This is a genomic window from Streptomyces sp. 130 (assembly GCF_007096885.1).
Lineage (GTDB): Bacteria > Actinomycetota > Actinomycetes > Streptomycetales > Streptomycetaceae > Streptomyces.
This window is the reverse complement of the sequence record NZ_VJNO01000042.1, coordinates 1-26,231: the sequence shown is the minus strand read 5'-3', so window position 1 is coordinate 26,231 and position 26,231 is coordinate 1. Positions and strand designations below refer to the sequence as shown.

Genomic DNA, 26,231 nt, shown 5'->3' with positions numbered 1-26,231 from the left:
GTGGATTTCTCGCTTACGCAGGTCTAAGACTGCCATGCTCACGCCCTGCGGCCTGCACCGGCATGGGCGTCGGGGCCCTCAGCGCCTCAACCGTGCGCCGGGCGCTGGGTCCGACGACGGCCGCCCATTCCTGCGGCGCCTCGGCTAGCCAGCCCGCGACCAGCGCGCCGAACCCGGGCGCCTCGCGGACCAGCGCGACCAGCCGCCGGTCGAACAGGGCGGCCCCTTCCGGGGTACGCACGAGGAGCATCCCGGTCCGGTGCACCAGCGCCCGGGTGCGCGCCGGTGACCGCCCGGCGCATCCGGCCGCGGCGGCCCGCAGCAAGGGCTCCAGGACCGCGGGGTCCGGGGTGCCGCGGCGCTGTTCGGCGTCCAGCAGCACCTCCAGGAGCTCGTCGCGGGTGGGCTGCGACGCGGGGCTGCCGGGCGAGGCGAGCACCGCGGCCAGCGAGCCGCGGACCGGCGCCGCCGCCGGCCGGTCCCGGAGCAGCCCGGTGAGCAGCGGCAGCAGCAGGGCGCGCGCGGCGGGCCCGTGCTCCAGGCGGCGGTCGAGGTAGGCGGCGGTGTGCGCCGTGTCCTCCGGGTGGCCTTCGGCGTAGGCCCGTACGAGTCCGGCGGCGTGCAGCGCGAGCTCCGGGGCGTCGATCCCGGCCAGGCCCCGCAGCACCTCGCCCGCGCCCTGGTCCGGCCGCGCGAGCCGGTCCCGGTAGGCGGTCACCACGATGTCCGCGTGCGTCGGCAGGGCGGCGGCGAGCGCCGCGGCGGGCACGCGCACGTCCTGCGGGCCCTCGGCGACGAAGGCGCGGACGGCCTGCGGGAGGTAGCGGGCCCGGGTCCGGGGGTCCGCGACGAGCAGGGCGAGGACCGGCCCGTGCAGTTCGCTGTCGGCCGGGCGGGCCAGCACGGCGAGCACGGCCCGGCGCACCCGGTCGCTGTCCTCGTCCCGGGTGAGGCGGGGGGCGACGAGCGTCGCGTACGAGACGGCGGCGACCCGGCGCGCGCGCCGCTCCTCGTCCCCGGCCCACCGCTCGACGGCCCGGCAGAGAGCGGCGGGTTCGTCCTCGGCGAGGGCGGCGAGCAGTTCGTCGGCCCGGGGGTGCCCGGCGTCGACGAGGGCGTCGGCCAGGTCGTCGACGGCGAGGTCCCGGCGGGCGTGCAGGAGGGCCTGCGCGGCGGCGGCGACGGTGGGGCGGCCGGGGGCGGCGGCGGTGGGCGGCTCCGCCCCGGCCCCGGCCGCCGCCAAGGGGCGCTCGTCCGTGAACCAGGCGCACAGCAGGGGCTGCACCGTACGCGGACGGGCGGCGAGCCGCCGGGCGACGGCGTCGAGGAACCGCGCGTCGCCGTCCCCCTCCCCCGGCGGCCCGTCCGCGGGCACGAGGCGGCGGAAGAGGTCCATCCGGTCCGCCTCGGGCAGCCGCAGCTTCCGCCAGAACCAGGGCCCGAACTCCGCGTACGCCCCACGCGCCCCTCCCCCGCCGGCCTCGGCGGCGCTCCGCACGACGCGCCCGGCGAGCAGCCGGAGCACGCCGAGGTACGGGCGGGCGTCGGGCACCTTGAGCAGCGTCCCGGCGAGCAGGTGGGCGGCCCACCAACGCGGGTCGGAGAGGGGCCGGGCCCGGTCGCTGCCGGCCGTTTCCCCGGGCAGCCGGTCCAGCGCCTCGATGAGGTCCGCCAGCCGGTGGGCCAGGGCGGCCGTGCCCTGGCGGCGGGCCAGCAGCAGGAGGGCCTGGATCACCGGGCCGATCCGGTGCCGGGGCACGGGCAGGCTGCGCGGCCCGGCCGGACGCGGGCCCCCGGCCGGTGCGCCCCGGCGGGGGTGCGGCACCCGGCCGTCGTCCTCGGGCGGCTGGGCGTGCCACCGGTGCACCAGCGCCCGCAGGGCCGCGTCCAGGTCGAGGTGCGCGCTCTGGATCCAGTCCCCCACCTCCTCGTGGGCGAAGCGGTAGCCGGCCCCGGCCGGGACGAGGAGCCCTTCGGTGAGGACCGCGGGGGCCCACCCCGTGCGCCAGGGGAACAGCTCCTCGAAGGCGGCCCGGTCCAGCTCGCCCTGTCCGGGCCCGAGGCAGCGGCGGGCCGCCTCGTGAACCTGCCCGGCCACCCGGGCCGCCAGGCGCCGCACCGCGGTGGGCCCGGGACGGCTGCCGGCGGCGATGCGGACGGCGACGCGCAGGCACATCAGGTCGAGGTGGGCGGCGAAGACCTCCTCCGTGCCGGGGCGCCCGGGCGTGCCCGGCGGCAGGGCCTCGCGTACCTCGGCGAGCAGGCGGAGGGTCAGCGGATGGCGGTCGTGGCCGGCGGCGAGGGAGTCGGGCGGCAGGCCGAGCTCTTCCCGGGCGCGTTCGGCCTGGCCGGCGGTGAAGTCCGTGACGCGAACGGCCGGGGGGAGCCGCCGGGCCGGGCGGGCGGGCCGGTGCAGGGCCCCGGGCGGGCAGAGCGCGCCGGCCGTCTCCCAGTGCTCGGGGCGGCAGCCGACGACGAGCCGGGCACCGTTCTCGCGGAGCCAGCCGGCCGTTCCCGCGGTCCAGTCGGCGAGCCGGTGGGCCAGGACGGGCGGCATCTCCTCCGGCGCGTCCAGCAGGATCAGCAGCGGCACTCCGGCGCCCGCGGCCAGCCGGGCGACCCGCTCCGGCGTGGCGCTCGCCATGTCGCCGGGGGCCCCGGCGGCGGCGACGATGCGCCCGGCCTGCTGGAGCGTGCGCGCGACGGCGTCGGCGACCGAGGCGTCGTCCGCGAGGAGGTCGGCGCCGCGCAGCCACAGCGTGGGCGCGGGCACCGGGCCCGTCGCCCGGCGCGCGGCGATCGCGGCGAGCTCGGTGGTGCGGCCGGTGCCCGGCTCTCCGACGAGGCCGAGGACCACGGCGGGCGCGTCGGCTGCCGCCGCCGCGAACGCCTCGGCTTCGGCCCTGATGCCGGGCCGCTCCACCGACTCGTGCCGCTCGTCCGGGCCGCCGGCCGAGCCGACGGACATGGCGGTGAGCTGGAGGGTTCCGGCGAGGTTGAGATCGGGGCCGTAGCCGGGGACGGTCGCGGCGTTGCGCCGCAGCAGCTCGCCCAGCGGCCCGTCGGCGGGCGCCCCGGCCAGCGGTGCGGCGCAGCCGGCGGTGGCGTGGGAGGCGCGCAGGGCGAGGCCGAGGACCGCGATGACGGCCCCGCTTTCCGGGTCGAGCACGGGGCCGCCCACCGCCGCGCCGCCCAGCCGGAGCGCGTCGCTGCCGTCCGTGCCGAGGGCCAGTTCCAGCGCCCGGTCGATGCGGTGGGTGCGGCCGCGACTGGTGTACGTGACCGGCGTGCGGCCGAGGACGCGCGCCTCACGCAGACCGTGCGCGGCGACCGTCACGTAGGTGCCGGGGTCGATGCGTTCCCGGAGGCGGATGGGCAGCGGCCGTACGCCCAGGGTGTCGGGGCCGCCGGCCGGCAGGAGGGCGAGGTCCGCTTCGGGGACGGCGGTGATGTCGGCGGCCTCGACGCGGCGGCTGCGGCCGTCCGTGCCGTACAGCAGGAGGTGCGGGAGGCCGTCGACGGCCTCGTGGCTGGTGACGACCGTGCCCCGGTCGTCGGCGACGAAGCCGGTCCCCCGCGGTCGGCCGGCCGGATCGCACAGTCGTACCAGCGTCGCCCGGTCCCCGCATCCCATGATCCGACGGTAGGCCGCCGAAGATCCTCGCGCGGACCACTCCGGGCGAAAGCGCCCCCGTCACCCCCCTGATTCACTCCGAGCGCCTGCCCGTTGGGGTGAATCAGGAGCGTTCGGTGGACAGAAATGGGGGGGGGGGACCGTGGAGCGGGCACAGGGGGCTCTGCCCGCTCCACGATGGGAGTCCGCGTGAGTGCCGGCGCCGGGTCAGCCGAAGACGGCGAGGCTCTTGGCCTTGCCCTTCTGCTCCTCGACCAGCGCCAGGAACCGCCCGTCGGGACCCAGGACGGCGACCGGCCCCGGCGGGTAGGCGGGCATGTCCAGACGTACGCCGTTCAGCAGCAGCCTCGCCCGCTTCTCGTCCACGTCCCAGCGGGGGAACGCCGACGCGGCGGCCTCGGCCACCGGCATCACGGTCAGCTCCTCCTGGTGCTGGTCCAGGGTGCGCGCGGCGTCCAGTCCGTACGGGCCGACACGGGTGCGCCGCAGCGCGGTCAGATGGCCGCCCACGCCGAGTCCGGCGCCGAGGTCCCGGGCGATGGCCCGGATGTACGTCCCCGAGGAGCAGACCACGGAGACGACCAGGTCGAGGACCGGCGTACCGTCCTCGGCGACGGCCTCGCGGACGTCGTAGACGCGGAAGGAGGAGACGGTCACCGGCCGGGCCGGGATCTCGAACTCCTCGCCGCCGCGCACCCGCGCGTAGGACCGCTTGCCGTCGATCTTGATCGCGCTGACCTTGGACGGCACCTGCATGATGTCGCCGGTCAGGGCGGCGACCCCGGCGTCGATCGCCTCGCGCGTCACCCCGGAGGCGTCGGCGGAGGAGGTGATCTCGCCCTCCGCGTCATCCGTGACGGTGTTCTGGCCGAGCCGGATCGTGCCCAGGTACTCCTTCTCGGTCAGCGCGAGGTGACCGAGGAGTTTGGTGGCCTTCTCGACGCCGAGCACGAGCACACCGGTCGCCATCGGGTCCAGGGTGCCGGCGTGGCCGACGCGGCGGGTGCGGGCGATGCCGCGCATCTTGGCGACGACGTCGTGCGAAGTGAAGCCGGACGGCTTGTCCACAATGACAAGGCCATCCGGCGTCCTGTTGTTCTGCGTTGTCATTCGGAGGCGGTGTCCTCGTCCTCCGGCTTGCGGTACGGGTCCGCGTCGCCGGCGTACGTGGCGCCCGAGGACGCCTCCCGCACCTTGGCGTCCGAGGCCCGTGCCCGGTCGAGCAGGTCCTCGATGGCCCGGGCGTTCTCCGGGAGGGCGTCGGCCACGAAGGTGAGCGTCGGGGTGAACTTCGTCCCCGCCGCCGAGCCGACCGCCGACCGCAGGATGCCCTTGGCGCTCTGCAGACCGGCCGCCGCGCTGGCCCGCTCCTCGTCGTCGCCGTAGACCGTGTAGAAGACCGTGGCCTCCCGCAGGTCGCCGGTGACCCGGACGTCCGTGATCGTCACGTGGGTCCCCAGGCGCGGGTCCTTGATGCCGCGCTGCAGTTTCCCGGCGACCACCTCCTGGATGAGGTCCGCCAGCTTCTTAGCCCGCGCGTTGTCGGCCACTGGTCCGTCTCCTTCTGACTTGCTCAATCGTCTTCGTCGCTGTGCAGCCGCCGTCGTACGGACAGCAGCTCCACTTCCGGCCGGGCGGCGACGAGGCGCTCGCACCGGTCGAGTACGTCTGTGAGGTGCCGGGTGTCCCCGGAAACCACGGCCAGGCCGATCTCGGCCCTGCGATGGAGGTCCTGCCCGCCCGTCTCCGCCACGCTCACCGCGTACTTGCGCTGGAGTTCGGCGACGATCGGACGGACCACGGAGCGCTTCTCCTTCAGCGACCGTACGTCGCCGAGAAGCAGGTCGAAGGACAGTGTCCCCACATACATGTATGTCCGGATGTCCCGCCGGTTCGGGTTCGCGCCCCGCCGATGATCGGCGGGGACACAAGAACCGTACACGGAACGGCCGGGGCCGATCGACGGGAATAGGTCCCGTCGACCGGCCCCGACTGTTGAGGTACGGGTCAGCCGCGCGGCTTCTCGCGCATCTCGTACGTCGCGATGACGTCGTCGACCTTGATGTCGTTGAAGTTTCCGAGGTTGATACCGCCCTCGAAGCCTTCGCGGATCTCGGTGACGTCGTCCTTGAAGCGGCGCAGACCGGAGATGGTGAGGTTCTCCGCGACGACCTTGCCGTCGCGCAGCAGGCGCGCCTTGGTGTTGCGCTTGACCTCGCCGGACCGGACGAGCACACCGGCGATGTTGCCCAGCTTGGAGGAGCGGAAGATCTCGCGGATCTCCGCCGTACCCAGCTCGACCTCTTCGTACTCCGGCTTGAGCATGCCCTTGAGGGCCGCCTCGATCTCCTCGATCGCCTGGTAGATGACCGAGTAGTAGCGGACGTCCACACCCTCGCGGTCGGCCATCTGCTGCGCACGCCCGGCGGCGCGCACGTTGAAGCCGATCACGATGGCGTCGGAGCCGGTCGCCAGGTCGATGTCCGACTCGGTGACCGCACCCACACCGCGGTGCAGGACCCGGATGTCGACCTCTTCACCGACGTCGAGCTGGAGCAGCGAGGACTCGAGGGCCTCCACCGAACCGGACGCGTCGCCCTTGATGATGAGGTTGAGCTCCTGGACCAGACCGGCCTTGAGCGCCTCGTCCAGGTTCTCCAGGGAGAACCGGACACCCTTGCGGGCGAAGTTGGCGTTGCGCTCGCGGGCGGCACGCTTCTCGGCGATCTGGCGGGCCGTACGGTCCTCGTCCACGACGAGGAAGTTGTCGCCGGCGCCCGGGACGTTGGTGAGACCCAGCACGAGGACGGGGGTCGACGGACCCGCTTCCTCGACGTTCTCACCCTTGTCGTCGAGCATCGCGCGGACACGGCCGTAGGCGTCGCCGACGACCATCGTGTCGCCGACCCGCAGGGTGCCTCGCTGGACCAGGACGGTCGCGACGGCACCGCGGCCGCGGTCGAGGTGGGACTCGATCGCGATGCCCTGCGCGTCCTGCTCCGGGTTGGCCCGCAGGTCGAGCGAGGCGTCGGCGGTGAGGACGACGGCCTCCAGCAGCTGGTCGATGTGCAGACCCTGCTTGGCGGAGATGTCGACGAACATGGTGTCGCCGCCGTACTCCTCGGCCACCAGACCGAACTCGGTGAGCTGGCCGCGCACCTTGGTCGGGTCGGCGCCCTCGACGTCGATCTTGTTGACCGCGACCACGATCGGCACGTCGGCCGCCTTGGCGTGGTTCAGCGCCTCGATCGTCTGGGGCATCACACCGTCGTTCGCCGCCACCACGAGGATCGCGATGTCGGTGGACTTCGCACCACGGGCACGCATGGCGGTGAACGCCTCGTGACCCGGGGTGTCGATGAAGGTGATCCGACGGTCCTCGCCGTTGACGTCCGCGGAGACCTGGTAGGCACCGATGTGCTGGGTGATGCCGCCGGCCTCGCCCGCGATGACGTTCGTCTTGCGGATCGCGTCCAGGAGTCGCGTCTTACCGTGGTCGACGTGACCCATGACGGTCACGACCGGCGGACGCGGCAGCAGGGCCTCGTCGCCGCCCTCGTCCTCGCCGAACTCGATGTCGAAGGACTCGAGCAGCTCGCGGTCCTCCTCCTCCGGGCTGACGATCTCCAGGACGAAGTTCATCTCGTCCGCGAGGAGCTTCAGCGTCTCGTCGGAGACGGACTGCGTGGCGGTGACCATCTCGCCGAGGTTCATCATGACGCCGACCAGCGAAGCCGGGTTGGCGTTGATCTTCTCGGCGAAGTCGGTGAGCGAGGCACCGCGCGACAGCCGGACGGCCTGTCCGTTGCCGCGGGGCAGCATCACGCCGCCGACCGACGGGGCCTGCATGGCCTCGTACTCCTGGCGCCTCTGCCGCTTCGACTTGCGGCCACGGCGCGCGGGACCGCCGGGACGGCCGAAGGCGCCCTGCGTGCCACCGCGGCCACCGGGGCCGCCGGGACGGCCGCCGAAGCCGGGACGGCCACCGAAGCCACCGCCGCCGCCACCGGGACGGCCCGCGCCGCCACCGCCGCCACCGGGACGGCCGGCGAAGCCGCCGCCACCGCCGCCGGGACCGGCCGGACGGCCCGCGAAGCCGCCGCCGCCGGGACGGCCGGCGCCGCCCGGACGACCGCCGCCGCCGGGACCGCGGCCACCACCGGGGCCACCGCCGGGACGCGGACCCGCGGCGGGACGCTGCGGCATCATGCCCGGGTTGGGCCGGTTACCACCGGGGCCGCCGCCCGGACGGGGCGCCTGCGGCCGGGGCATGCCGCCCGGGGTCGGACGCGGCGCGCCGCCTGCCTGGCCCTGCGGGCGCGGGGCGCCACCGGGGCCGCCCTGCGGACGCGGGGCGCCGGGGCGCTCCTGGCCGCCGCCGGGGCGCGGGGCGCCGCCGGGACGGGGTGCCTGCGGACGGGACATGCCCGTCGAGCCACCGGAGGTGAAGGGGTTGTTGCCCGGACGGGGACCCGCCGGACGGGCGCCGGGGCGCGGGGCGCCCTGGCCGGCGGGACGCGCGGGGCGCTCGCCGCCGCGGCCACCGTCACGCTGGCCGCCGCCCTGCTGACCGGACGGGGCCGGACGCGCGGGACGGGGACCGGGGGTCGCGCCGGTGGGGCGCGGTGCCTGCGGCGCGGCCGGCTGGGCCGGGGCCGGGGCCGAGAACTCCGCGGCCGGCACCGGGGTGACCGGGGCCTTCGGCGCGGGCTTCGGGCCCGGACGCGGGCCGGGGGTCGGCGCCGACGGGGCGGAGGGGGTGCTGCTCGGCGCCTCGGCGGCGGCCGGCTTGGGGGCCGGGGCGCCGGGCTTCGGGGCAGCGGGACGTGCCGCGGGGGCCGGAGACGGCGCCGCGGGCTTGGCGGGGGCGGCCTTGCGGGGCGCGCCCGGCTTGGCAGCGGGCTTGCCGGCGTTGCCGCCGGGCCCCTGCAGTGCGTCAGTCAACTTGCGCACGACCGGCGCCTCGATCGTCGAGGACGCCGAACGGACGAATTCACCGAGTTCTTGGAGCTTGGCCATGACGACCTTGCTCTCCACACCGAACTCCTTGGCGAGTTCGTATACCCGGACCTTAGCCACTTCGCTCCTTTTAGGTCCGGGTTACCGCCGGACCGTCGCTACTTCATGGGCGTACTCATCGCGTACTCATCGAGTGCTCATCGCAATCTCGACCTACTTCCAACTCGCGAGGTACCTGACCGCACGGGGACCCGTGCCGTTCATTTCTTACGGTGCCACCCGCTCGACGAACCGCTGTACCGCGGTCGGGTCGAACGGCCCCTTGGCCTTGAAGGCCCGGGGGAACGCCCGGCGGCGAACCGCCAGGCCCAGACAGTCGGGGACGGGATGCACGTACGCACCCCGGCCGGGCAGCGTACCGCGAGGATCGGGAACGCAGGCGTCCCCGTCCGCGACGATGCGCAGCAACTCGTTCTTGGCCGCCCGCTCCCGGCATCCCACACAGGTTCGCTCAGGGCAAGCGCGGGCGTGCGTCCGGCCAGACACGGTTAAGTCTACCTCCCCGCACCGACCTCACCCCTTTGGGGCAAAAATCGAACGTACGTTGTCGTGATCTCAGCGACCGGCCGACGGGATCTATTCCCCGTGGGCCGCTCGGCCGCGTCAGCGCCGGTCCGAGCGCTCCCGGGCCCGCTCCGCGCGCTCGCGGTCGGCGACGTCGCGCTCGGCGTCGGTCTCGGTGTCCGGACGGATGTCGATGCGCCAGCCGGTGAGCCGGGCGGCCAGCCGGGCGTTCTGCCCCTCCTTGCCGATCGCGAGGGAGAGCTGGTAGTCCGGCACGGTCACCCGGGCGGAACGGGCGCCGAGGTCAACAACTTCAACCTCGCTCACCCGTGCGGGTGACAGCGCGTTGGCGACCATCTCCGCCGGGTCGTCGGACCAGTCAACGATGTCGATCTTCTCGCCGTGCAGCTCGGCCATCACATTGCGCACGCGTCCGCCCATGGGGCCGATGCAGGCGCCCTTGGCGTTGAGGCCGGAACGGGTCGAGCGGACCGCGATCTTGGTGCGGTGGCCGGCCTCGCGGGCGATCGCGCAGATCTCGACGGAACCGTCGGCGATCTCCGGGACCTCCAGGGCGAAGAGCTTCTTCACCAGATTGGGGTGGGTCCGCGACAGCGTGACGGAGGGGCCGCGCACGCCCTTGGCGACGCGCACCACGTAGGTGCGCAGCCGCAGGCCGTGGGTGTACTCCTCGCCGGGCACCTGCTCCTGCACCGGCAGGATGGCCTCCAGCTTGCCGATGTCGACCAGGACGTTCTTCGGATCCTTGCCCTGCTGGACGACGCCGGTGACGACATCGCCCTCGTGGCCCGCGTACTCGCCGAACGTGCGGTCGTCCTCGGCGTCGCGCAGACGCTGGAGGATGACCTGCTTGGCCGTGGTCGCGGCGATCCGGCCGAAGCCCGACGGGGTGTCGTCGAACTCCTTGGGCTCCTGCCCCTCCTCCAGGTCGGCCGGGTCCTCCTTGGCCCACACCGTCACGTGGCCGCGCTCGTCCAGCTCCACGCGCGCCCTGCGGTGGCTGCCGTCCGTGCGGTGGTACGCGATGAGGAGGGCCGACTCGATCGCCTCGACCAGGACGTCGAACGGGATCTCCTTGTCCTGCGCCAAGCCCTTCAGCAGCTTCACGTCGATGTCCACGGCTACGCCTCCTCTTCCTTCTTGTCCTTGCGGTTGAATTCCAGCTCCACGCGGGCCTTGGCGATCTCGTCGAAGGCGATCCGGCGGGCGGTGGGCCTGCGGCCCTTGACGCCCGGCACCTCCAGATCGAGACCGTCCTCGTCCACCGCGAGGATGCGGGCCACCAGCTCGCCGCCCTCGCGCAGGGTCAGCCTGGCCAGGCGCCCGGTGGCGCGTACGTAATGGCGGTGCTCCGAGAGCGGGCGGTCGGCGCCGGGCGAACTGACCTCCAGGACGTATTCGTCCTCGCCCATCACATCGGTCTCGTCCAGCTTCGCGGAGATCGCGCGGCTCAGCTCCGCGCAGGCGTCCAGCTCGACGCCCTCATCGGAATCCACGACGATCCTCAGCACCCTGCGGCGGCCTGCCCGGGAGACTTCGATCTCTTCCAGCTCCAGGTGCTCGGCGCTGACGAGCGGTTCGACCAGCCCGCGCAGCCTCTCGCTCTGGGTGGTGCTCATCCGGGTGACTCCTCGGCCGCGTGTGCTGTTGTGACGATCTCGCGTGTCTGGTCAAAGGGTATCCGGTCGCAAGGGGTGTTGCTGTCCGCCGGCCCCCCGCGCGCGGGTACGCTCACAGGCGGTGATCACTTCCGGACAGATCCAGTCAAGACAGGTCCAGCCCGAAGGAGAGCAAGTGCGGCGTACGGGGACGACGCGCAGGGGCGCGCTCGCGGCGACCGGCGCGCTGGCCGCCGGGGCGGTGCTGGCCGGCTGCGGAAGCGGCGACGACGACGGCACGGGCGGGCACGCGGGCACCAAGAACTCCGCGCAGGGGGCGTCCTCGGTGCGCGCGGAGAAGGCGCTGCGCACCAGCGCCACCCGCACCACGGCGACCCTGCTCGCCGGTTACGAGCACGCCCTCCGGGCCCACCCGGCGACGGCGGCGGCCCTCACCCCGCTGCGCGACGCGGTCCGCGCCCACCTCAAGGCGCTCTCCCCGGAGAAGGCCCCCGCTCTCGGCACGGCCCGGTCGCGCGCCACCACCCCCGCCGCCGCGGTCAAGGAGCTGGCGGCGGCCGAGCGCGCCGCGGCGGACGGCTACACCGCGCTGCTCCTGGAGGCGCCCGGGGAGCTGGCCCGGCTGCTGGCCTCGGTCGCCGCCGCCTGCGCGGCCCACGCCTACCTGCTCACCGAACTGGCCAAGGAGACCCCCGCATGAGCGACGGCAAGAGCGACGGCCCGCTGGAAGCGGCCCAGGCGGCGCTGGCCGCCGAGCACGCCGCCGTCTACGGCTACGGGGTGGCGGGCGGCCGGGTCGCGGCGGAGCGCCGGGCCGAGGCCACCGCCGCGTTCCACGCCCACCGGGCCCGCCGCGACGCCCTGGTGCGCACGGTCCGGGACCTGGGCGGTGAGCCGGTGGCCTCGGACGCCGCGTACGCTCTGCCGTTCGCGGTGCCGGACGCGGCGGCGGCCCTCCGGCTCGCCGCCGTCCTCGAGGACCGCGTCGGGTACGTCTACTCCGACCTGGTCCGGGCCGCCGACGGGTCGCTGCGGCGCAGCGCGGCGGACGCGTTGCGGGAGGCCGCGGTACGCGCGGCGCGCTGGCGGGGCAGCGGCGTACCCTTTCCCGGGCTCGCCGAGCGGGCCGGGGCGAAGGCCCGGACGGACGCGAAGGACGGAGCCGGCACCCGGCGCTGACACGGGCGCACCGCAGCAGGCTTGAAAGGGAACACAGCACGTATGGGTTTTGAACCGCCGCAGCGTCTCGTGCGAGCGCTCGGTGAGTCGTACGGGGATACGGCCGCCGGGGACTGGCTCGCGGGGCTTCCCGCACTGACCGAGCGGGCGCTGGCCGCGACCGGCCGCGCCCCGGTCGTGGAGCGGGTCGCCGCCCCCGGCGGGCGCAGCAGTCTGGTTCTGCTGGTCCGGGGGGCCGACTCCACCCCGGCCGCCCTGAAGCTGGCCCCGTCCGGTGCCGCGCCGGAGCTCGAGCAGGCGGCGCTGGCGCACTGGAACGGCTGGGGCGCGGTGCGGCTGCTCGACCCCGCGGACGGCGGGCGGCCCGTGGCGGGCGCGCTGCTCCTGGAGCGGCTGCACCCCGAGATGTCGCTGCGGTCGCTGCCGGAGGCGAAGGCGCTGCTGGAGGCGGCGGGGACGGTGCGCCGGCTGTGGGTGGACCCGCCGGCCGGACACGGCTTCGAGACGGTGGCCGAGCGGACCGGGCGGCGGGTGGACGCCATGCGGGCCGCCGCGTCCGATCCCGCGCTCGAACCGCTGGTCACCGCCGCGCTGGCGGCCCGCGACGAACTGGTCGCCGGCTCTCCCGAGACGCTGCTGCTGCACGGCAACTTCCGGCAGAGCAAGGTGCTCGCGGGCGAGCGGGCGCCCTGGCTGACGGTCGGGCCGGAGCCGTTGGTCGGTGAGCGGGCCTACGACCTGGCGCGGCTGGTCCGGGACCGGGTGGAGGACCTGATCGCGTCGCCCTCCGGGGCCGCGACGGCCCGGCGCCGGGTCAGGAAGCTGGCGGACTCGCTGGAGGTCGACCAGGAGCGGCTGCACGGCTGGACGCTGTTCCGTGCGGTGGAGTCGGGCACCCGGGCCCTGGCGGCCGGCCGCCGCCAGGAGGGCGAAGTGACGCTGGAGTTCGCCGGCTGGCTGTAGACCACGCGTGAGGACCCCGCACGGAACGTTCCGTGCGGGGTCCTCACGCGTGCGGAGCCTCAGTCCAGCTGCTCGGAGAGGCGGGCGACGGCCTCCCCGACGGTCAGCTCCTCGCGCTCGCCGGTGCGGCGGTCCTTCAGCTCCAGGACGCCTTCGGCCGCGCGGCGGCCGGCGACCAGGATCTTCGGGACGCCGATCAGCTCGGAGTCGGTGAACTTGACGCCGGGCGACACGCCGGCCCGGTCGTCCACCAGGACGCGCAGCCCGGCGGCGGCCAGCTTGTCGGAGACCTCCAGGGCCAGTTCGGTCTGGAGGGCCTTGCCGGCGGCGACGACGTGGACATCGGCCGGGGCGACCTCGCGGGGCCAGCACAGGCCCTTGTCGTCGGCGGTCTGCTCGGCGAGGGCGGCCACGGCCCGGGAGACGCCGATGCCGTACGAGCCCATCGTGACGCGGACGGGCTTGCCCTGCTGGCCGAGCACGTCGAGCGCGAAGATGTCGGCGTACTTGCGGCCGAGCTGGAAGATGTGGCCGATCTCGATGGCGCGGTCGACCTGGAGGCCGGTGCCGCACTTGGGGCAGGGGTCGCCCGCCTCGACCACGACGACGTCGAGGTAGTCGTCCACCTCGAAGTCGCGGCCCGCGACGACGTTCTTCGCGTGCTTGCCGTCCTTGTTGGCGCCGGTGATCCAGGCGGTGCCGGCGGCGACGCGGGGGTCGGCGATGTAGCGGACCTTCTCCAGGCCCTGCGGGCCGACGTAGCCGCGCACGAGGTCGGGGCGGCCCACGAAGTCCTCGGCGGTCACCAGCTCGACCACGGCCGGGGCCAGGTGCTCGCCCAGCTTGCCGAGGTCCACCTCGCGGTCGCCGGGCACGCCCACGGCGACGATCTCGCCGTCGACCTTGACCAGCAGGTTCTTCAGCGTGGCGGAGGCCGGTACGCCGAGGTGGGCGGCCAGCGTCTCGATGGTCGGGGTGTCCGGGGTGTCCAGCTCCTCGACGGGGCCGACTCCCGAGGCGTCCCCGGCGGTGGCGTTGAAGGTCACGGCCTCGGTGTTGGCCGCGTAGTCGCAGTTCGGGCAGTCCACGAAGGTGTCCTCGCCGGCGGGCGCCGGGGCCAGGAACTCCTCGGAGGCGGAGCCGCCCATGGCGCCGGAGACGGCGGAGACGATGCGGTGGTCCAGCCCGAGCCGCTCGAAGATGCGGATGTACGCCGCGCGGTGCAGCTGGTACGCCTCGGCCAGGCCCTCGTCGGTGGTGTCGAAGGAGTACGAGTCCTTCATCTGGAACTCGCGGCCGCGCAGCACACCGGCGCGGGGGCGGGCCTCGTCGCGGTACTTGGTCTGGATCTGGTACAGGATGACCGGCAGGTCCTTGTAGGACGAGCACATGTCCTTGACGACCTGGGTGAAGATCTCCTCGTGGGTGGGGCCGAGGAGGTAGTCGGAGCCCTTGCGGTCCTGGAGCCGGAACAGCAGGTCGCCGTACTCGTCGTACCGGCCGCTCGCCTCGTAGGGCTCCTTGGGCAGCAGCGCGGGGAGCAGGACCTCCTGGCCGCCGATGGCGTCCATCTCCTCGCGGACGACGCGGGTGATGTTCTCCAGGACCTTCTTGCCGAGCGGCAGCCAGGTCCAGATTCCGGCAGCGGTGCGTCGTACGTAGCCGGCTCGGACGAGGAGCTTGTGGTTGAGCGTCTCGGCGTCCGCCGGGTCGTCGCGCAGTGTCTTGATCATCAATCGGGACATGCGCTGGACCTGGGCCATGGTGAACTCCTGCTCGGAAGGGTGATGGGCCCGAGGTTAGCGGGGCGGCCCGTGCGGGCGGAAATCCATTCAGCGAGCGCGGCGCAGCGGCAGGGGCGCTCCCATGACCGCGTACGGCCTGGGGGCGCTGGGGAAGAGCACCTGGCGGGCCAGGTCCTGGTAGCCGAGGGAGCGGTAGAGGCCGCGGGCCGGGCTCTCGGTGTCGATCGCGGAGAGGATCGAGCGGGGCTCGGGGACGGCGTCGGTGAGGGTGGTGATCAGGGCGCGGCCGACGCCCCGGTTCTGGAAGTCCGGGTGGACGTGGAGCTCGGTGATGACGAAGGCGTCGTCCAGCCAGTGGGCGCTGCCGGTGGCGCGGAGGTAGGGCTCGACCACTGTGGACCACCAGTGGCCGCGGTCGTTGGGCATGCCGTAGACGAAGCCGACGAGCCGGCCCCCGGGTGTCAGGGCGCCGAGCGCGCGGGCGTGCGGGTGGTCGAGGTGCCGGAGCACGATGTGCCGGCGGACCTCGACCTCCCCGGCGCTCAGGCCGAAGGCGACGGCCTGTACGGCCAGGGCCTCGTCGACGCGGGCCGCGAGGTCGATCGGTCCGACCCGGACGCCGGTGGTGCGGGGGCCGCCCCCGGAATCTGCTGCCATGGGCCGACCCTACTGTCCGGGGCGCCCGGGGTCCTTGGTTTGGGTCAGGCGGGGGCCGGTCAGAAGAGCACGCTCATGAAGGCGCCGGTCTCCCGGAAGCCGATGCGGCGGTACGCCTTGCGCGCGGGGGTGTTGTAGTCGTTGACGTACAGGCTGACGACCGGGGCGACGTCGGCCAGCGCGTACCGCAGTACGGCGGCCATGCCGGTCTCGGAGAGGCCGCGGCCGCGGTATTCGGGGGCCACCCACACGCCCTGGATCTGGCACACCTGGGGGGTGGTGGCGCCGATCTCCGCCTTGAAGACGACCTTGCCGTCGTCGATCCGGGCGAAGGAGCGGCCGGCGCCGATGAGTTCGGCGACGCGGGCCTGGTAGAGGAGTCCGCCGTCGCCGGCGAGCGGGGAGACGCCGACCTCCTCGGTGAACATGTCCACGCAGGCGGGCATCAGGACGTCCATCTCGTCCTTGCGGACGCGGCGGACGAGCGGGTCGGGCTCCACGTCGGCGGACGGGCTCTCGGTGACCATGAGGGGCTGGTTGGCCCGGACCTCGCGGGCGGGGCCCCAGCCCGGTTCGAGCAGGCGCCACAGCTCGGCGGTGGGCTCGGCGGGGCCGACGATCGAGGAGCAGCGGCGGCCGGCCCTGCGGGCGCGGTCGGCGAAGGCGCGGACGGCTTCGGGGCCGGCGCAGATGGGGACGAGGTTGGCGCCGGAGTAGCACAGGGAGCGGAGCCGGCCGTCGGCGTACCAGCCCCACATCTCGCCGCCGAGGCGCCAGGGGTCGAGTCCGGCGATCTGGACGCGGGACGTCACGAAGGCGTTGGCCACGGGCTCGCTCTCCAGGACGGCGAGCGCGGCACCGAGGTCGCTGGGTTCGAGGACCCGGGTAGTGGTGTGCGTCAACACGAGGGGGCCTCACCATGCGGTCTGCTGATTTCCGCACTGTAACCGAAGAGTCCGGGGGACGCCGCCCCTGCCCCGGAACGGCTGCGCGCACCCGTCGTGACGCCGCTCACGGAAGCGCCCCGCCGTGGGGTTCCGCGCGGGGCGCTGCCGGGGCTGCGGGGGTCAGCTGACGGAGACCTCGGGCTCGCCGGAGGTGACGCCGTCCTTCTCCATCTGCTCGGCGATCTTCATGGCTTCCTCGATGAGGGTCTCCACGATCTTCGACTCGGGCACGGTCTTGATGACCTCGCCCTTGACGAAGATCTGGCCCTTGCCGTTGCCGGAGGCGACGCCGAGGTCGGCTTCGCGGGCTTCGCCGGGGCCGTTGACGACGCAGCCCATGACGGCGACGCGCAGCGGCACCTCCATGCCCTCCAGGCCGGCGCTGACCTGGTCGGCGAGCTTGTAGACGTCGACCTGGGCACGGCCGCAGGAGGGGCAGGAGACGATCTCCAGGCGGCGCTGGCGCAGGTTCAGCGACTCCAGGATCTGGATGCCGACCTTGACCTCCTCGGCGGGCGGCGCTGAGAGCGAGACCCGGATGGTGTCGCCGATGCCCTCGCTGAGCAGGGCGCCGAAGGCGACGGCCGACTTGATGGTGCCCTGGAAGGCGGGGCCGGCCTCGGTGACGCCGAGGTGCAGCGGGTAGTCGCACTGGGCGGCGAGCTGGCGGTAGGCGTTGACCATCACGACCGGGTCGTTGTGCTTGACCGAGATCTTGATGTCGCGGAAGTCGTGCTCCTCGAAGAGGGACGCCTCCCAGAGCGCGGACTCGACCAGTGCCTCGGGGGTGGCCTTGCCGTACTTCTTCAGCAGCCGGGCGTCCAGCGAGCCGGCGTTGACGCCGATCCGGATCGGCGTGCCGGCGTCCTTCGCGGCGCGCGCGATCTCCTTGACCTTGTCGTCGAACTGCTTGATGTTGCCCGGGTTCACCCGGACCGCCGCGCAGCCGGCGTCGATCGCGGCGAACACGTACTTCGGCTGGAAGTGGATGTCCGCGATCACCGGGATCTGCGACTTGGACGCGATGGTCTTCAGGGCGTCCGCGTCGTCCTGCGTCGGGCAGGCCACTCGCACGATCTGGCAGCCGGAGGCGGTGAGTTCGGCGATCTGCTGAAGCGTCGCGCCGACGTCCGAGGTACGGGTCGTGGTCATCGACTGCACCGACACGGGCGCGTCCCCGCCGACCGCAACCGATCCGACCTGGATCTTCCGGCTGACCCGCCGTTCGGCGAGCTTGGTCGGAACGGCGGGCATTCCGAGAGAAATCGCAGTCATGCGCTGAGCATCCCCAAGGTGTGGATCGAGGTCCCGTATCGGCGGGCTCCGGCCTTCGAGGTTACGGCACCGGGGGCGGCCGGGGGCACACCGCGTCCGGGCCCGTACGGAATGTCGGCCCGCCGGACGCACCCCGCACACCGCCGGTCACTCGCGGTGCACCGGGCGCGTCCGGCACGCCGCTGTCAGGTGATCTTGACCGGGTTGACCACGTCGGCGACGAGGACGAGCAGGGTGAAGCAGATGAAGACCCCGGCGACCACGTAGGCGACGGGCATCAGCTTGGCGACGTCGAACGGGCCGGGGTCGGGGCGCTTGAAGATCCGGGCCGTGTTCCGGCGCAGCGCCTCCCACAGGGCCCCCGCGATGTGGCCGCCGTCGAGCGGGAGCAGCGGCAGCATGTTGAAGAGGAACAACGAGAGGTTGAAGCCGGCCAGCAGGAACAGCATCATCGCGACCTGGTTCTCCGCCGGGACGTCCAGCGTCATCACCTCGCCGCCGATGCGCGCCGCGCCGACGACGCCGACCGGGGAGTCCGCCGCTCGCTCGCCGTCGCCGAAGGCGGCGTCCCACAGGGCGGGGATCTTCGACGGCAGGGCGATGATCGAGTCGACGCCGTTCTCGATCATGTCGCCCATCCGCACGACCGAGTCACCGAAGGAGAGCGGGAGGATCTTCGTCTGGGCGGCGAAGCCGAGGTAGCCGGCCGTGACGTATTCGCCGGCGACCGCCTCGCCGTGCGAGTCCTTCTTGGCGACGGCGTTCTTCAGGAGGACCGCGTGCAGGTCCTTCTCCTGCCCGTCGCGCTCCACCGTGATGGTGGCGGGGCCGATGGTGTCGCGGATGCGGTCGGAGAGGGTGTCCCAGGAGTCGACGCGGTCGCCGTCGAAGGCGACGATCACGTCGCCCTTCTTCAGCCCGGCGGCCTGGGCCGGGGAGACGGCGTCGGACTTCTTGCAGGTCGTGCGCTCCGCGCTCTGCGGGATGACGCATTTCTGGACGCCGGCGACCTCGGTGGTGTTGGTCTGGAAGCCGAAGGTCATGGAGACGCCGAGGAAGATCGCGACGGCCAGCACCAGGTTCATGAAGGGGCCGGCGAACATCACGATGACGCGCTTCCACGGCTTGCGGGTGTAGAAGAGGCGGTCCTCGTCGCCCGGCTGCAGCTCCTCGAAGGAGGCGGATCTGGCGTCCTCGATCATGCCGCGCCAGGGCGAGGTGGAGCGGGCCTCCAGCTTCCCGTCCGGGCCGGGCGGAAACATGCCGATCATCCGGATGTACCCGCCGGCCGGGATGGCCTTGATGCCGTACTCCGTGTCGCCCTTCCTGCGGGACCAGATGGTGGGGCCGAAGCCGACCATGTACTGCGGGACGCGGATGCCGAAGAGCTTGGCGGTGGAGAGGTGGCCCAGCTCGTGCCAGGCGATGGAGAAGAGCAGGCCGAAGGCGAAGACGGCGATGCCGAGAATCGTCAGCAGGATCGTCGTCATGCTCATGCGCGTGCCTCCGCAATGGCCTTGGCCGAGAGTTCCCGGGCCCGGGTCCGCGCCCAGGTCTCCGCTTCGAGTACGTCCGCGACGGTGAGAGAAGTTCCCGATTCCGGTGTGCCGTGTTCGCCCACCACCGCGGTGACCGTGTCCATGATGCCGTTGAAGGGCAGCTTGCCGGACAGGAACGCGTCGACGCACTCCTCGTTGGCCGCGTTGAACACGGCGGGCGCGGTGCCGCCCAGAGCGCCGACGTGCCGGGCGAGGCCGACGGACGGGAAGGCTTCGGTGTCCAGCGGCAGGAACTCCCAGGTGGACGCCTTCGTCCAGTCGAAGGCGGGCGCCGCGCCGGGGACGCGCAGCGGCCAGCCGAGGCCGATGGCGATCGGGCCGCGCATGTCGGGCGGGGTGGCCTGGGCGAGCGTGGAGCCGTCGGTGAACTCGACCATGGAGTGCACGTACGACTGGGGGTGGACGACGACCTCGATGCGGTCGAAGGGGATGTCGTAGAGCAGGTGCGCCTCGATGACTTCCAGGCCCTTGTTGACGAGGGTGGCCGAATTCACGGTGATGACCGGGCCCATGGCCCAGGTCGGGTGCGCCAGGGCCTGCTCGGGGGTGACGTCGGCCAGCTCGCTCCTGGTCCGGCCGCGGAAGGGGCCGCCGGACGCGGTGACGACGAGCCGGCGCACATCGGCGCGGGTGCCGGCGGCGAGCGCCTGGAAGAGCGCGGCGTGCTCCGAGTCGACGGGGATGATCTGCCCCGGGGCGGCCAGCGCCTTCACCAGGGGGCCGCCGACGATCAGGGACTCCTTGTTGGCGAGGGCCAGGGTGCGGCCCGCCTTCAGGGCGGCCAGGGTGGGGGCGAGGCCGATGGAGCCGGTGATCCCGTTGAGGACGGTGTGGCAGTCGCTCGCGGCCAGCTCCGTCGCCGCGTCGGGCCCGGCGAGGATCTCGGGGAGCGGCTCGCCGGCCCCGTACTCCTGGCGCAGCGCCTCGCGCAGGGCGGGTACGGCCTCGGGCGAGGCGACCCCGACCGTGCGCACCTTCAGCAGGCGGGCCTGCTCGGCGAGGAGGGCGACCCGGCCGCCGGCCGCGGACAGCGCGGTGACGCGGAAGCGGTCGGGGTTGCGCAGCACCAGGTCGATGGCCTGGGTGCCGATGGACCCGGTGGAGCCGAGGATGACGAGATCCCGGCGTCCTTCCACGGCGTCGAAGACGAGGTGCGGGTCGGCGAGAGGGGCAGGGCTGTCGGTCATGGGCCCCATTGTCGCCGCTCCCCCTGTGCGCGGGGACGGGGTGTCCCGGGTTGACCCGTCCGTGTCCCCGTCCCCGCGTTCCCGCTCTTCCCTCAGCCGGTGGCGGCGGCGAACGCCTCGTGGAAGCCGGGGAACGTCTTGCGTACGCAGCCCGGGTCGTCGTACGTGATGCCGGGGGTGCGCAGGCCGGCGACGGCGAACGACATGACGATGCGGTGGTCGCCGTGGGTCTCGATCTCGACGGGCGCGGGCGTGCCGGGCCGGATCTCGATCCAGTCGGGGCCCGTGGTGACCGTGATGCCCATGCGCCGCAGGTTGTCCGCGCACGCCTGCAGCCGGTCGCACTCCTTCACGCGGGTGTTGCCGACGTCCTCGATGCGTACGGGACCCGAGGCGAAGGGGGCGATCGCGGCGAGCGTGGGCATGGTGTCGGAGATGTCGCGCATGTTGACGGTGAGGCCGCTCAGGGTGCCGGCCGAGCGGACCGTGGTGGCGCCGTCCTTCATGGTGACGTCGGCGCCCATGCGGCGCAGGACGTCGGTGAACCGCAGGTCCCCCTGGAGGGCGCCCTCGCCGAGTCCGGGGACGGTGATCTCGCGGCCGGTGAGGGCGGCGGCGGCGAAGAAGTAGCTCGCGGTGGAGGCGTCGGGTTCGACGGCGTAGGTGGTGGCGCGGTAGCCGCCGGGCTCCACGGTGAAGACGGTGCCGCCGGGGCCGCTCCGGGTGACCCGGGCGCCGAAGGAGCGCATCATCGCGAGGGTGATCTCGATGTAGGGCGCCGAGACGAGGTCGGTGACGGTGATCCGCAGCCCGGTCTCCGTGAGCGGGCCGAGCATCAGCAGGGCGGTGAGGTACTGGCTGGACTGCCCGGCGTCCAGGGTGAGTTCGCCGCCCCTTACGCCGGCGGCCTCGATGCGCAGCGGGTGGTGGCCCTCGGCCGCCTCGTGGCGCAGGTCGACGCCGAGGGTGCGCAGGGCCTCGGTGAGCGGGGCGAGGGGGCGGCGGCGCATCTGCGCGGAGGCGTCGAAGCGGTAGCTGCCGCGGGCGCCGGCCGCCGCGAGGGTGGGCAGGAAGCGGGCGGTGGTGGCCCCGTCGCGGCAGTAGACGTCGGCCTCGGTGGCGGCGGGCCCGGCGGGGCGGCCGGTGATGTGCCAGGCGTCCGCCTCCTGCTCGACCTCGTAGCCGAGCGCGGTCAGCCCGGCCGCGAACCCCTCGGTGTCGTCGGAGCTCAGCGGGCGTACGAGCGTGCTGCGGCCGTTCGCGGCGGCGGCCAGGAAGAGGGCGCGCGCGGTGACGGACTTGGAGCCGGGGACATGGATGACGGTCACGGGCGTCCATCCTGCCGTGGACCGGGGCGTGCGGTGGGGCGCGTCCAGCGACTGGACGCGCCCCGCCGGTGACGGCCCGGCGGCTCAGCGGATCGGCCGGTGGACGTTCTCCTCGGTGGAGGGGCCGGGGGTGGCGTCGGCGATCCAGGGGCCCTCGCCGCTGGGGTCGACCACGCCCTCCTCCAGCCAGCCGTACGTGCCGGACAGGACGCCCTTCACGACGCGCCGGTCGAGGTCGTCGGTGTTGGACCAGAGCCGGGTGAACAGCTCCTCGACGCGGATGCGGGCCTGGCGGCAGAAAGCGTCGGCGAGCTGGTACGCCTCGCGGCCGTGCTCGTCCGTGACGCGCAGGTGCTCGGCGCGGACGCAGGCGGCGCTCATCGCGAAGAGTTCGGCGCCGATGTCCACGATCCGGCCGAGGAAGCCCTGTTTGGTCTCCATCCGGCCCTGCCAGCGGGACATCGCGTAGAAGGTGGAACGGGCCAGCTTGCGCGAGGCGCGTTCGACGTACCGCAGATGCGTGGCCAGGTCCGGGTGGCCGGCGGGGTGGAACTCGGCGTAGGCGGTGGGGAGCCGGCCCGGTCCCACGACGAGCTTGGGGAGCCACTTGGCGTAGAAGCCGGCCGCGTCGGCGCCCGCCTTGGCCTTGGCGGAGAGGGGCTTGTCGGGGTCGATGATGTCGCCGGCGACCTTGAGGTGGGCGTCGACCGCCTCGCGGGCGATCAGCAGGTGCATGATCTCCGTGGAGCCCTCGAAGATCCGGTTGATCCGCATGTCGCGGAGCATCTGCTCGGCGGGCACGGCCCGTTCGCCCCGGGCGGCGAGGGACGCGGCGGTCTCGAAACCGCGTCCGCCGCGGATCTGGACGAGTTCGTCGGCGATCAGGCAGCCCATCTCGGAGCCGTACAGCTTGGCGAGCGCGGCTTCGATGCGGATGTCGTTGCGGTCCTCGTCGGCCATCTGCGAGGCGAGGTCGACCACGGCTTCGAGGGCGAAGGTGGTCGCGGCGATGAAGGCGATCTTCGAGCCGACTGCCTCGTGCCGGGCGACCGGCCTGCCCCACTGCTCGCGGACGGCGGACCACTCGCGGGCGATCTTCAGGCACCACTTGCCGGAGCCGACGCACATCGCGGGGAGCGAGAGCCGGCCGGTGTTGAGCGTGGTGAGCGCGATCCTGAGCCCGGCACCCTCGGGCCCGATGCGGTTGGCCGCGGGCACCCGTACCCGGTGGAAGCGGGTGACGCCGTTCTCGATGCCGCGCAGGCCCATGAAGGCGTTGCGGTGCTCCACGGTGATGCCGGGGGCGTCCGCCTCGACCACGAAGGCGGTGATGCCGCCCTTGCCCCCGGAGGACTTCGGGACACGTGCCATGACGACCAGGAGGTCCGCGACGACGCCGTTGGTGGTCCACAGCTTCACTCCGTCGAGGACGTAGTCGTCCCCGTCCCGGACGGCGGTGGTGGCGAGCCGCGCGGGGTCCGAGCCCACGTCCGGCTCGGTGAGGAGGAACGCCGAGATGTCGGTACGGGCGAGCCGGGGCAGGAAGGCGTCCTTCTGCTCCTGGGTGCCGAAGGTCTTCAGCGGCTGGGGGACGCCGATCGACTGGTGGGCGGAGAGCAGGGCGCCGATCGCGGGGCTCGCGGAGCCGGCCAGGGCGAGGGCCCGGTTGTAGTAGACCTGGGTGAGGCCGAGGCCGCCGTACTTGACGTCGATCTTCATGCCGAGCGCGCCGAGTTCCTTGAGGCCGTTCACGACCTCGTCGGGAATTTTCGCCTCGCGTTCGATCAGGGCGCCGTCGACCCGGGTCTCGCAGAACTCCCGGAGCCGGGCGAGGAATTCCTCGCCGCGCCGGACGTCCTCGCCGGCGGGCTGCGGGTGCGGGTGGATCAGGTCCAGGCGGAAGCGGCCGAGGAAGAGTTCCTTGGCGAAGCTGGGTTTGCGCCAGTCCTGTTCCCGCGCGTCCTCGGCGACCTGGCGCGCTTCGCGTTCGGTGACCTTGGGCGTGGGCTGTTGTGCGGATGGAGCGGACATGAGGGCTCACCTCGCCGCGTCGTCGGGTGGGCGGACCCGGCAGGCGCACGGGCGGGGGGTCGTCCGCCCGTGCGTACCTGTCCGGTTCTACTCGTCCGTATGTACCCGGTCCGTGCCACCCCGGCCAGCCCCGGGGCGCCGATCGGGTCGGCGGCCACTCCACTGTCCGGCGCGGGGTGCGGCAGGCGTCCGCCTGTGCGTCAGAGCGCGAGGCCGGTGAGGACGAGGACGCGCTCGTAGGTGTAGTCGTCCATCGCGTAGCGGACGCCCTCGCGGCCCACGCCGGACTGCTTGGCTCCGCCGTACGGCATCTGGTCGGCGCGGTACGAGGGGACGTCGCCGATGATCACGCCGCCGACCTCCAGCGCGCGGTGGGCGCGGAAGGCGGCCTGGATGTCGTGGGTGAACACGCCCGCCTGGAGCCCGTACCGGGAGTCGTTGACGGCGGCGAACGCCTCGGCCTCGCCGTTCACCTTCCGCACGGACAGGACCGGGCCGAAGACCTCCTCGGCCGCGAGGGTGACACCGTCCGGCAGTCCGGCGAGGACGGTCGGGGCGTACGTCGACCCGTCGCGCTTGCCGCCCGCGAGGAGCTGGGCGCCCGCCGCGACGGCCTCGTCGACCCAGGACTCGACGCGCCGGGCGGCGGCCTCGTCCACGAGCGGGCCGACGTCGGTGGCCGGGTCGGACGGGTCGCCGGTGACCTGGGCCTCCACGGCGGCGACGATCCTGGGCAGCAGCCGGTCGTACACCGCGGCGTCGGCGATGACGCGCTGGACGGAGATGCAGGACTGGCCGCCCTGGTAGTTGGAGAAGGTCGCGATGCGGTTCGCGGCCCAGTCCAGGTCCGCGTCGGAGGCGTAGTCGCCGAGGACGACGGCGGCGCCGTTGCCGCCGAGCTCCAGCGTGCAGTGCTTACGGGGCACGGAGTCCATGATCGCGTAGCCGACGGGGGCCGACCCGGTGAAGGAGATCACCGGCAGCCGCTCGTCCTGGACCAGGGCGGGCATCCGGTCGTTGGGGACGGTCAGGACGGACCAGGAGCCGGCCGGGAGGTCCGTCTCGGCCAGCAGCTCGCCCAGGACCAGCGAGGAGACCGGGGTCGCCGGGGCGGGCTTGAGGATGATCGGGACGCCGACCGCGATGGCCGGGGCGACCTTGTGGGCGCTCAGGTTCAGCGGGAAGTTGAAGGGCGCGATGCCGAGGACCGGGCCGCGCGGGAAGCGCCGGGTCAGTCCGAGGCGGCCGGTGCCGCCTGCGTCGGTGTCCAGGCGCTGGGCCTCGCCGCTGTTGAACCGGCGGGCCTCCTCGGAGGCGAAGCGGAAGACGGACACGGCCCGCCCGACCTCGCCGCGCGCCCACTTGACGGGCTTGCCGTTCTCGGCGGAGATCAGCTGGGCGATCTCCTCGGCGCGCTCGGCCAGCCGGCGGGCCACGTGGTCGAGCGCGGCGGCGCGGACGTGGGCCGGGGTCGCGGCGAACTCCTCGCGCACGGCGTGCGCGGCGGCGACGGCCTCCTCGACCTGGGCCTCGGTCGGGACGGAGACCGTCCCGACGAGGCGCCCGTCCCAGGAGTTGGTGACGTCGAAGCTTTCCTCGCCGGTGGCCTGGCGGCCGGCCAGCCAGAAGACGTGGGTGGAGGTCATGGAGTTCCGGCCCTTCGATGGCGTGGGGTGTGTCGGCCCCCACGGTAGGGCCGCCGGGCCCGCCTGGCGCTTGTCCTGGGTGGAGCAGAGCGAGGCCGGGGTGCGCCTTATTGGCCAGGGCCGGCCCGGCAGACCTTCGCGGATCGCTCCGCCGCGTCCGCTGTGCTCCCGGCGAGCACCCGGATCGCCCTCGCGCTGGGCGTGCTCGGGTGGTGCGGGGGGGCGGTGAGCGGACGGGCGGCGGGCGGCGAGCGGGCGGGCGGCGCGTGGGCGGATGGACGGACGGCGGGCGGGCGGCGAGCGGGCGGGCGGCTAGCGGGCGAGCAGACGGGCGGACGGACGGGCGGCGCGGGGGCGGATGGCCGGACGGCGGGCGGGCGGCGCGCGGGCGGGCGGGCCGCTAACGGGCGGGCGGCGGGCGGCTAGCGGGCGGGCGGCGCGGGCGTGCAGCGAGCGGGCGGCGGGCAAGCGGCACGCCGGCGGCGGACAAGCAGCGAGCGGTCGGACGAGCGGCGGGCGAGCGAGCGGGGACGGGCGGGCGGACGGGCGGCGCGCGGGCGGCGGGCAAGCGGCACGCGGGCGTGCAGCGAGCGGCGCGCGGGCGGCGGACGAGCGGCGGGCGGCGGGCGGCGGACGAGCAGCGAGCGAGCGAGCAGCGGGCGGGCGGGCGGGGAAGCGGCGCGCGGGGGAGCAGCGCGCGGCGGGCGGGCGGCGCGGGCGGCGGGCAAGCGGCGCGCGGCAAGCGGACGCGCGAGCGAGCGGCGAGCGGCACGCGGGCGGCGGACGAGCAGCGCGCGGGGGAGCAGCGCGCGGGGAAGCAGCGCGCGGCGCGCGGGTGCGCCTGGCGTTGCGGAGCCGCGGGGAGCCGTTGGTCAGGTTCCGGGGGGTGTGGTGACCTTCAGGGCGAGCCCGAGTTC

At 73.9% G+C, this 26,231-nt stretch carries 20 protein-coding genes; 3 read left to right on the top strand and 17 right to left on the bottom strand.

Annotated elements, in window-relative coordinates:
• Positions 1-13: 13 nt before the first annotated feature.
• The 8 genes from FKN01_RS27370 to rimP all read right to left on the bottom strand — a co-directional run bounded on the left by FKN01_RS27370 (position 14) and on the right by rimP (position 10,797).
• Positions 14-3,634, bottom strand: coding sequence for a serine protease (locus FKN01_RS27370; protein ID WP_143625188.1), 3,621 nt, complete (start codon positions 3,632-3,634; stop codon positions 14-16).
• Positions 3,635-3,841: 207 nt separating this feature from the next.
• Positions 3,842-4,744: a tRNA pseudouridine(55) synthase TruB gene (truB, locus tag FKN01_RS27365; protein WP_143625186.1), complete on the bottom strand. Its 903-nt coding sequence runs from the start codon at positions 4,742-4,744 to the stop codon at positions 3,842-3,844.
• Positions 4,741-5,184, bottom strand: a complete 444-nt coding sequence (gene rbfA, locus FKN01_RS27360) for a 30S ribosome-binding factor RbfA (RefSeq protein ID WP_143625185.1) — start codon at positions 5,182-5,184, stop codon at positions 4,741-4,743. The genes truB and rbfA overlap by 4 nt, the downstream gene beginning before the upstream one ends.
• A gap of 23 nt (positions 5,185-5,207) precedes the next feature.
• Positions 5,208-5,504, bottom strand: coding sequence for a DUF503 domain-containing protein (locus FKN01_RS27355; protein WP_143625183.1), 297 nt, complete (start codon positions 5,502-5,504; stop codon positions 5,208-5,210).
• 137 nt (positions 5,505-5,641) lie between these two features.
• Positions 5,642-8,713, bottom strand: coding sequence for a translation initiation factor IF-2 (infB, locus tag FKN01_RS27350; RefSeq protein WP_143625181.1), 3,072 nt, complete (start codon positions 8,711-8,713; stop codon positions 5,642-5,644).
• Positions 8,714-8,860: 147 nt separating this feature from the next.
• On the bottom strand, positions 8,861-9,139 hold the full coding sequence (locus FKN01_RS27345; protein ID WP_185993004.1) for a YlxR family protein: 279 nt from the start codon (positions 9,137-9,139) through the stop codon (positions 8,861-8,863).
• A 117-nt stretch (positions 9,140-9,256) separates the two neighbouring features.
• Positions 9,257-10,297 (bottom strand): transcription termination factor NusA, encoded by a 1,041-nt coding sequence (nusA, locus tag FKN01_RS27340; protein WP_018102330.1) that lies wholly within the window; start codon positions 10,295-10,297, stop codon positions 9,257-9,259.
• 2 nt (positions 10,298-10,299) lie between these two features.
• Positions 10,300-10,797: a ribosome maturation factor RimP gene (gene rimP / locus FKN01_RS27335; RefSeq protein ID WP_143625177.1), complete on the bottom strand. Its 498-nt coding sequence runs from the start codon at positions 10,795-10,797 to the stop codon at positions 10,300-10,302.
• A gap of 175 nt (positions 10,798-10,972) precedes the next feature.
• Between rimP and FKN01_RS27330 the strand changes: the two genes are divergently transcribed.
• From FKN01_RS27330 to FKN01_RS27320, 3 genes are read left to right on the top strand one after another with little or no spacing between them, the layout of a single operon-like run.
• Positions 10,973-11,497, top strand: coding sequence for a hypothetical protein (locus tag FKN01_RS27330; protein ID WP_143625176.1), 525 nt, complete (start codon positions 10,973-10,975; stop codon positions 11,495-11,497).
• Positions 11,494-11,976, top strand: a complete 483-nt coding sequence (locus tag FKN01_RS27325; protein WP_143625174.1) for a ferritin-like domain-containing protein — start codon at positions 11,494-11,496, stop codon at positions 11,974-11,976. Before FKN01_RS27330 ends, FKN01_RS27325 begins: the two co-directional genes overlap by 4 nt.
• Positions 11,977-12,018: 42 nt before the next feature.
• The gene (locus FKN01_RS27320) at positions 12,019-12,939 is read left to right on the top strand and encodes an aminoglycoside phosphotransferase family protein (protein ID WP_143625172.1); all 921 of its coding nucleotides are present in this window, start codon (positions 12,019-12,021) and stop codon (positions 12,937-12,939) included.
• Positions 12,940-12,998: 59 nt separating this feature from the next.
• Here the strand turns inward: FKN01_RS27320 and FKN01_RS27315 are convergent, their stop codons facing one another.
• From FKN01_RS27315 to FKN01_RS27275, 9 genes are all read right to left on the bottom strand, one after another.
• Positions 12,999-14,702: a proline--tRNA ligase gene (locus FKN01_RS27315; RefSeq protein ID WP_143625170.1), complete on the bottom strand. Its 1,704-nt coding sequence runs from the start codon at positions 14,700-14,702 to the stop codon at positions 12,999-13,001.
• Positions 14,703-14,771: 69 nt separating this feature from the next.
• Positions 14,772-15,341 (bottom strand): GNAT family N-acetyltransferase, encoded by a 570-nt coding sequence (locus FKN01_RS27310; protein WP_143625168.1) that lies wholly within the window; start codon positions 15,339-15,341, stop codon positions 14,772-14,774.
• A 59-nt stretch (positions 15,342-15,400) separates the two neighbouring features.
• On the bottom strand, positions 15,401-16,246 hold the full coding sequence (locus FKN01_RS27305) for a GNAT family N-acetyltransferase (protein ID WP_185993003.1): 846 nt from the start codon (positions 16,244-16,246) through the stop codon (positions 15,401-15,403).
• 162 nt (positions 16,247-16,408) lie between these two features.
• Positions 16,409-17,563 carry a flavodoxin-dependent (E)-4-hydroxy-3-methylbut-2-enyl-diphosphate synthase gene (gene ispG / locus FKN01_RS27300; RefSeq protein ID WP_143625164.1) on the bottom strand — a complete coding sequence of 385 codons (1,155 nt, stop codon included), beginning with the start codon at positions 17,561-17,563 and terminating at the stop codon, positions 16,409-16,411.
• Positions 17,564-17,748: 185 nt separating this feature from the next.
• The gene (locus FKN01_RS27295; protein WP_143625162.1) at positions 17,749-19,059 is read right to left on the bottom strand and encodes an RIP metalloprotease; all 1,311 of its coding nucleotides are present in this window, start codon (positions 19,057-19,059) and stop codon (positions 17,749-17,751) included.
• Entirely contained in the window at positions 19,056-20,318 is a 1,263-nt protein-coding gene (gene dxr / locus FKN01_RS27290) for a 1-deoxy-D-xylulose-5-phosphate reductoisomerase (protein WP_143625160.1), read from the bottom strand. Before dxr ends, FKN01_RS27295 begins: the two co-directional genes overlap by 4 nt.
• Positions 20,319-20,401: 83 nt before the next feature.
• Positions 20,402-21,637, bottom strand: a complete 1,236-nt coding sequence (gene aroA / locus FKN01_RS27285; protein ID WP_143625158.1) for a 3-phosphoshikimate 1-carboxyvinyltransferase — start codon at positions 21,635-21,637, stop codon at positions 20,402-20,404.
• Positions 21,638-21,721: 84 nt separating this feature from the next.
• Positions 21,722-23,668: an acyl-CoA dehydrogenase family protein gene (locus FKN01_RS27280; protein ID WP_143625156.1), complete on the bottom strand. Its 1,947-nt coding sequence runs from the start codon at positions 23,666-23,668 to the stop codon at positions 21,722-21,724.
• Positions 23,669-23,868: 200 nt separating this feature from the next.
• Positions 23,869-25,314: an aldehyde dehydrogenase family protein gene (locus FKN01_RS27275; RefSeq protein ID WP_143625154.1), complete on the bottom strand. Its 1,446-nt coding sequence runs from the start codon at positions 25,312-25,314 to the stop codon at positions 23,869-23,871.
• Between the last annotated feature and the right edge of the window lie 917 nt (positions 25,315-26,231).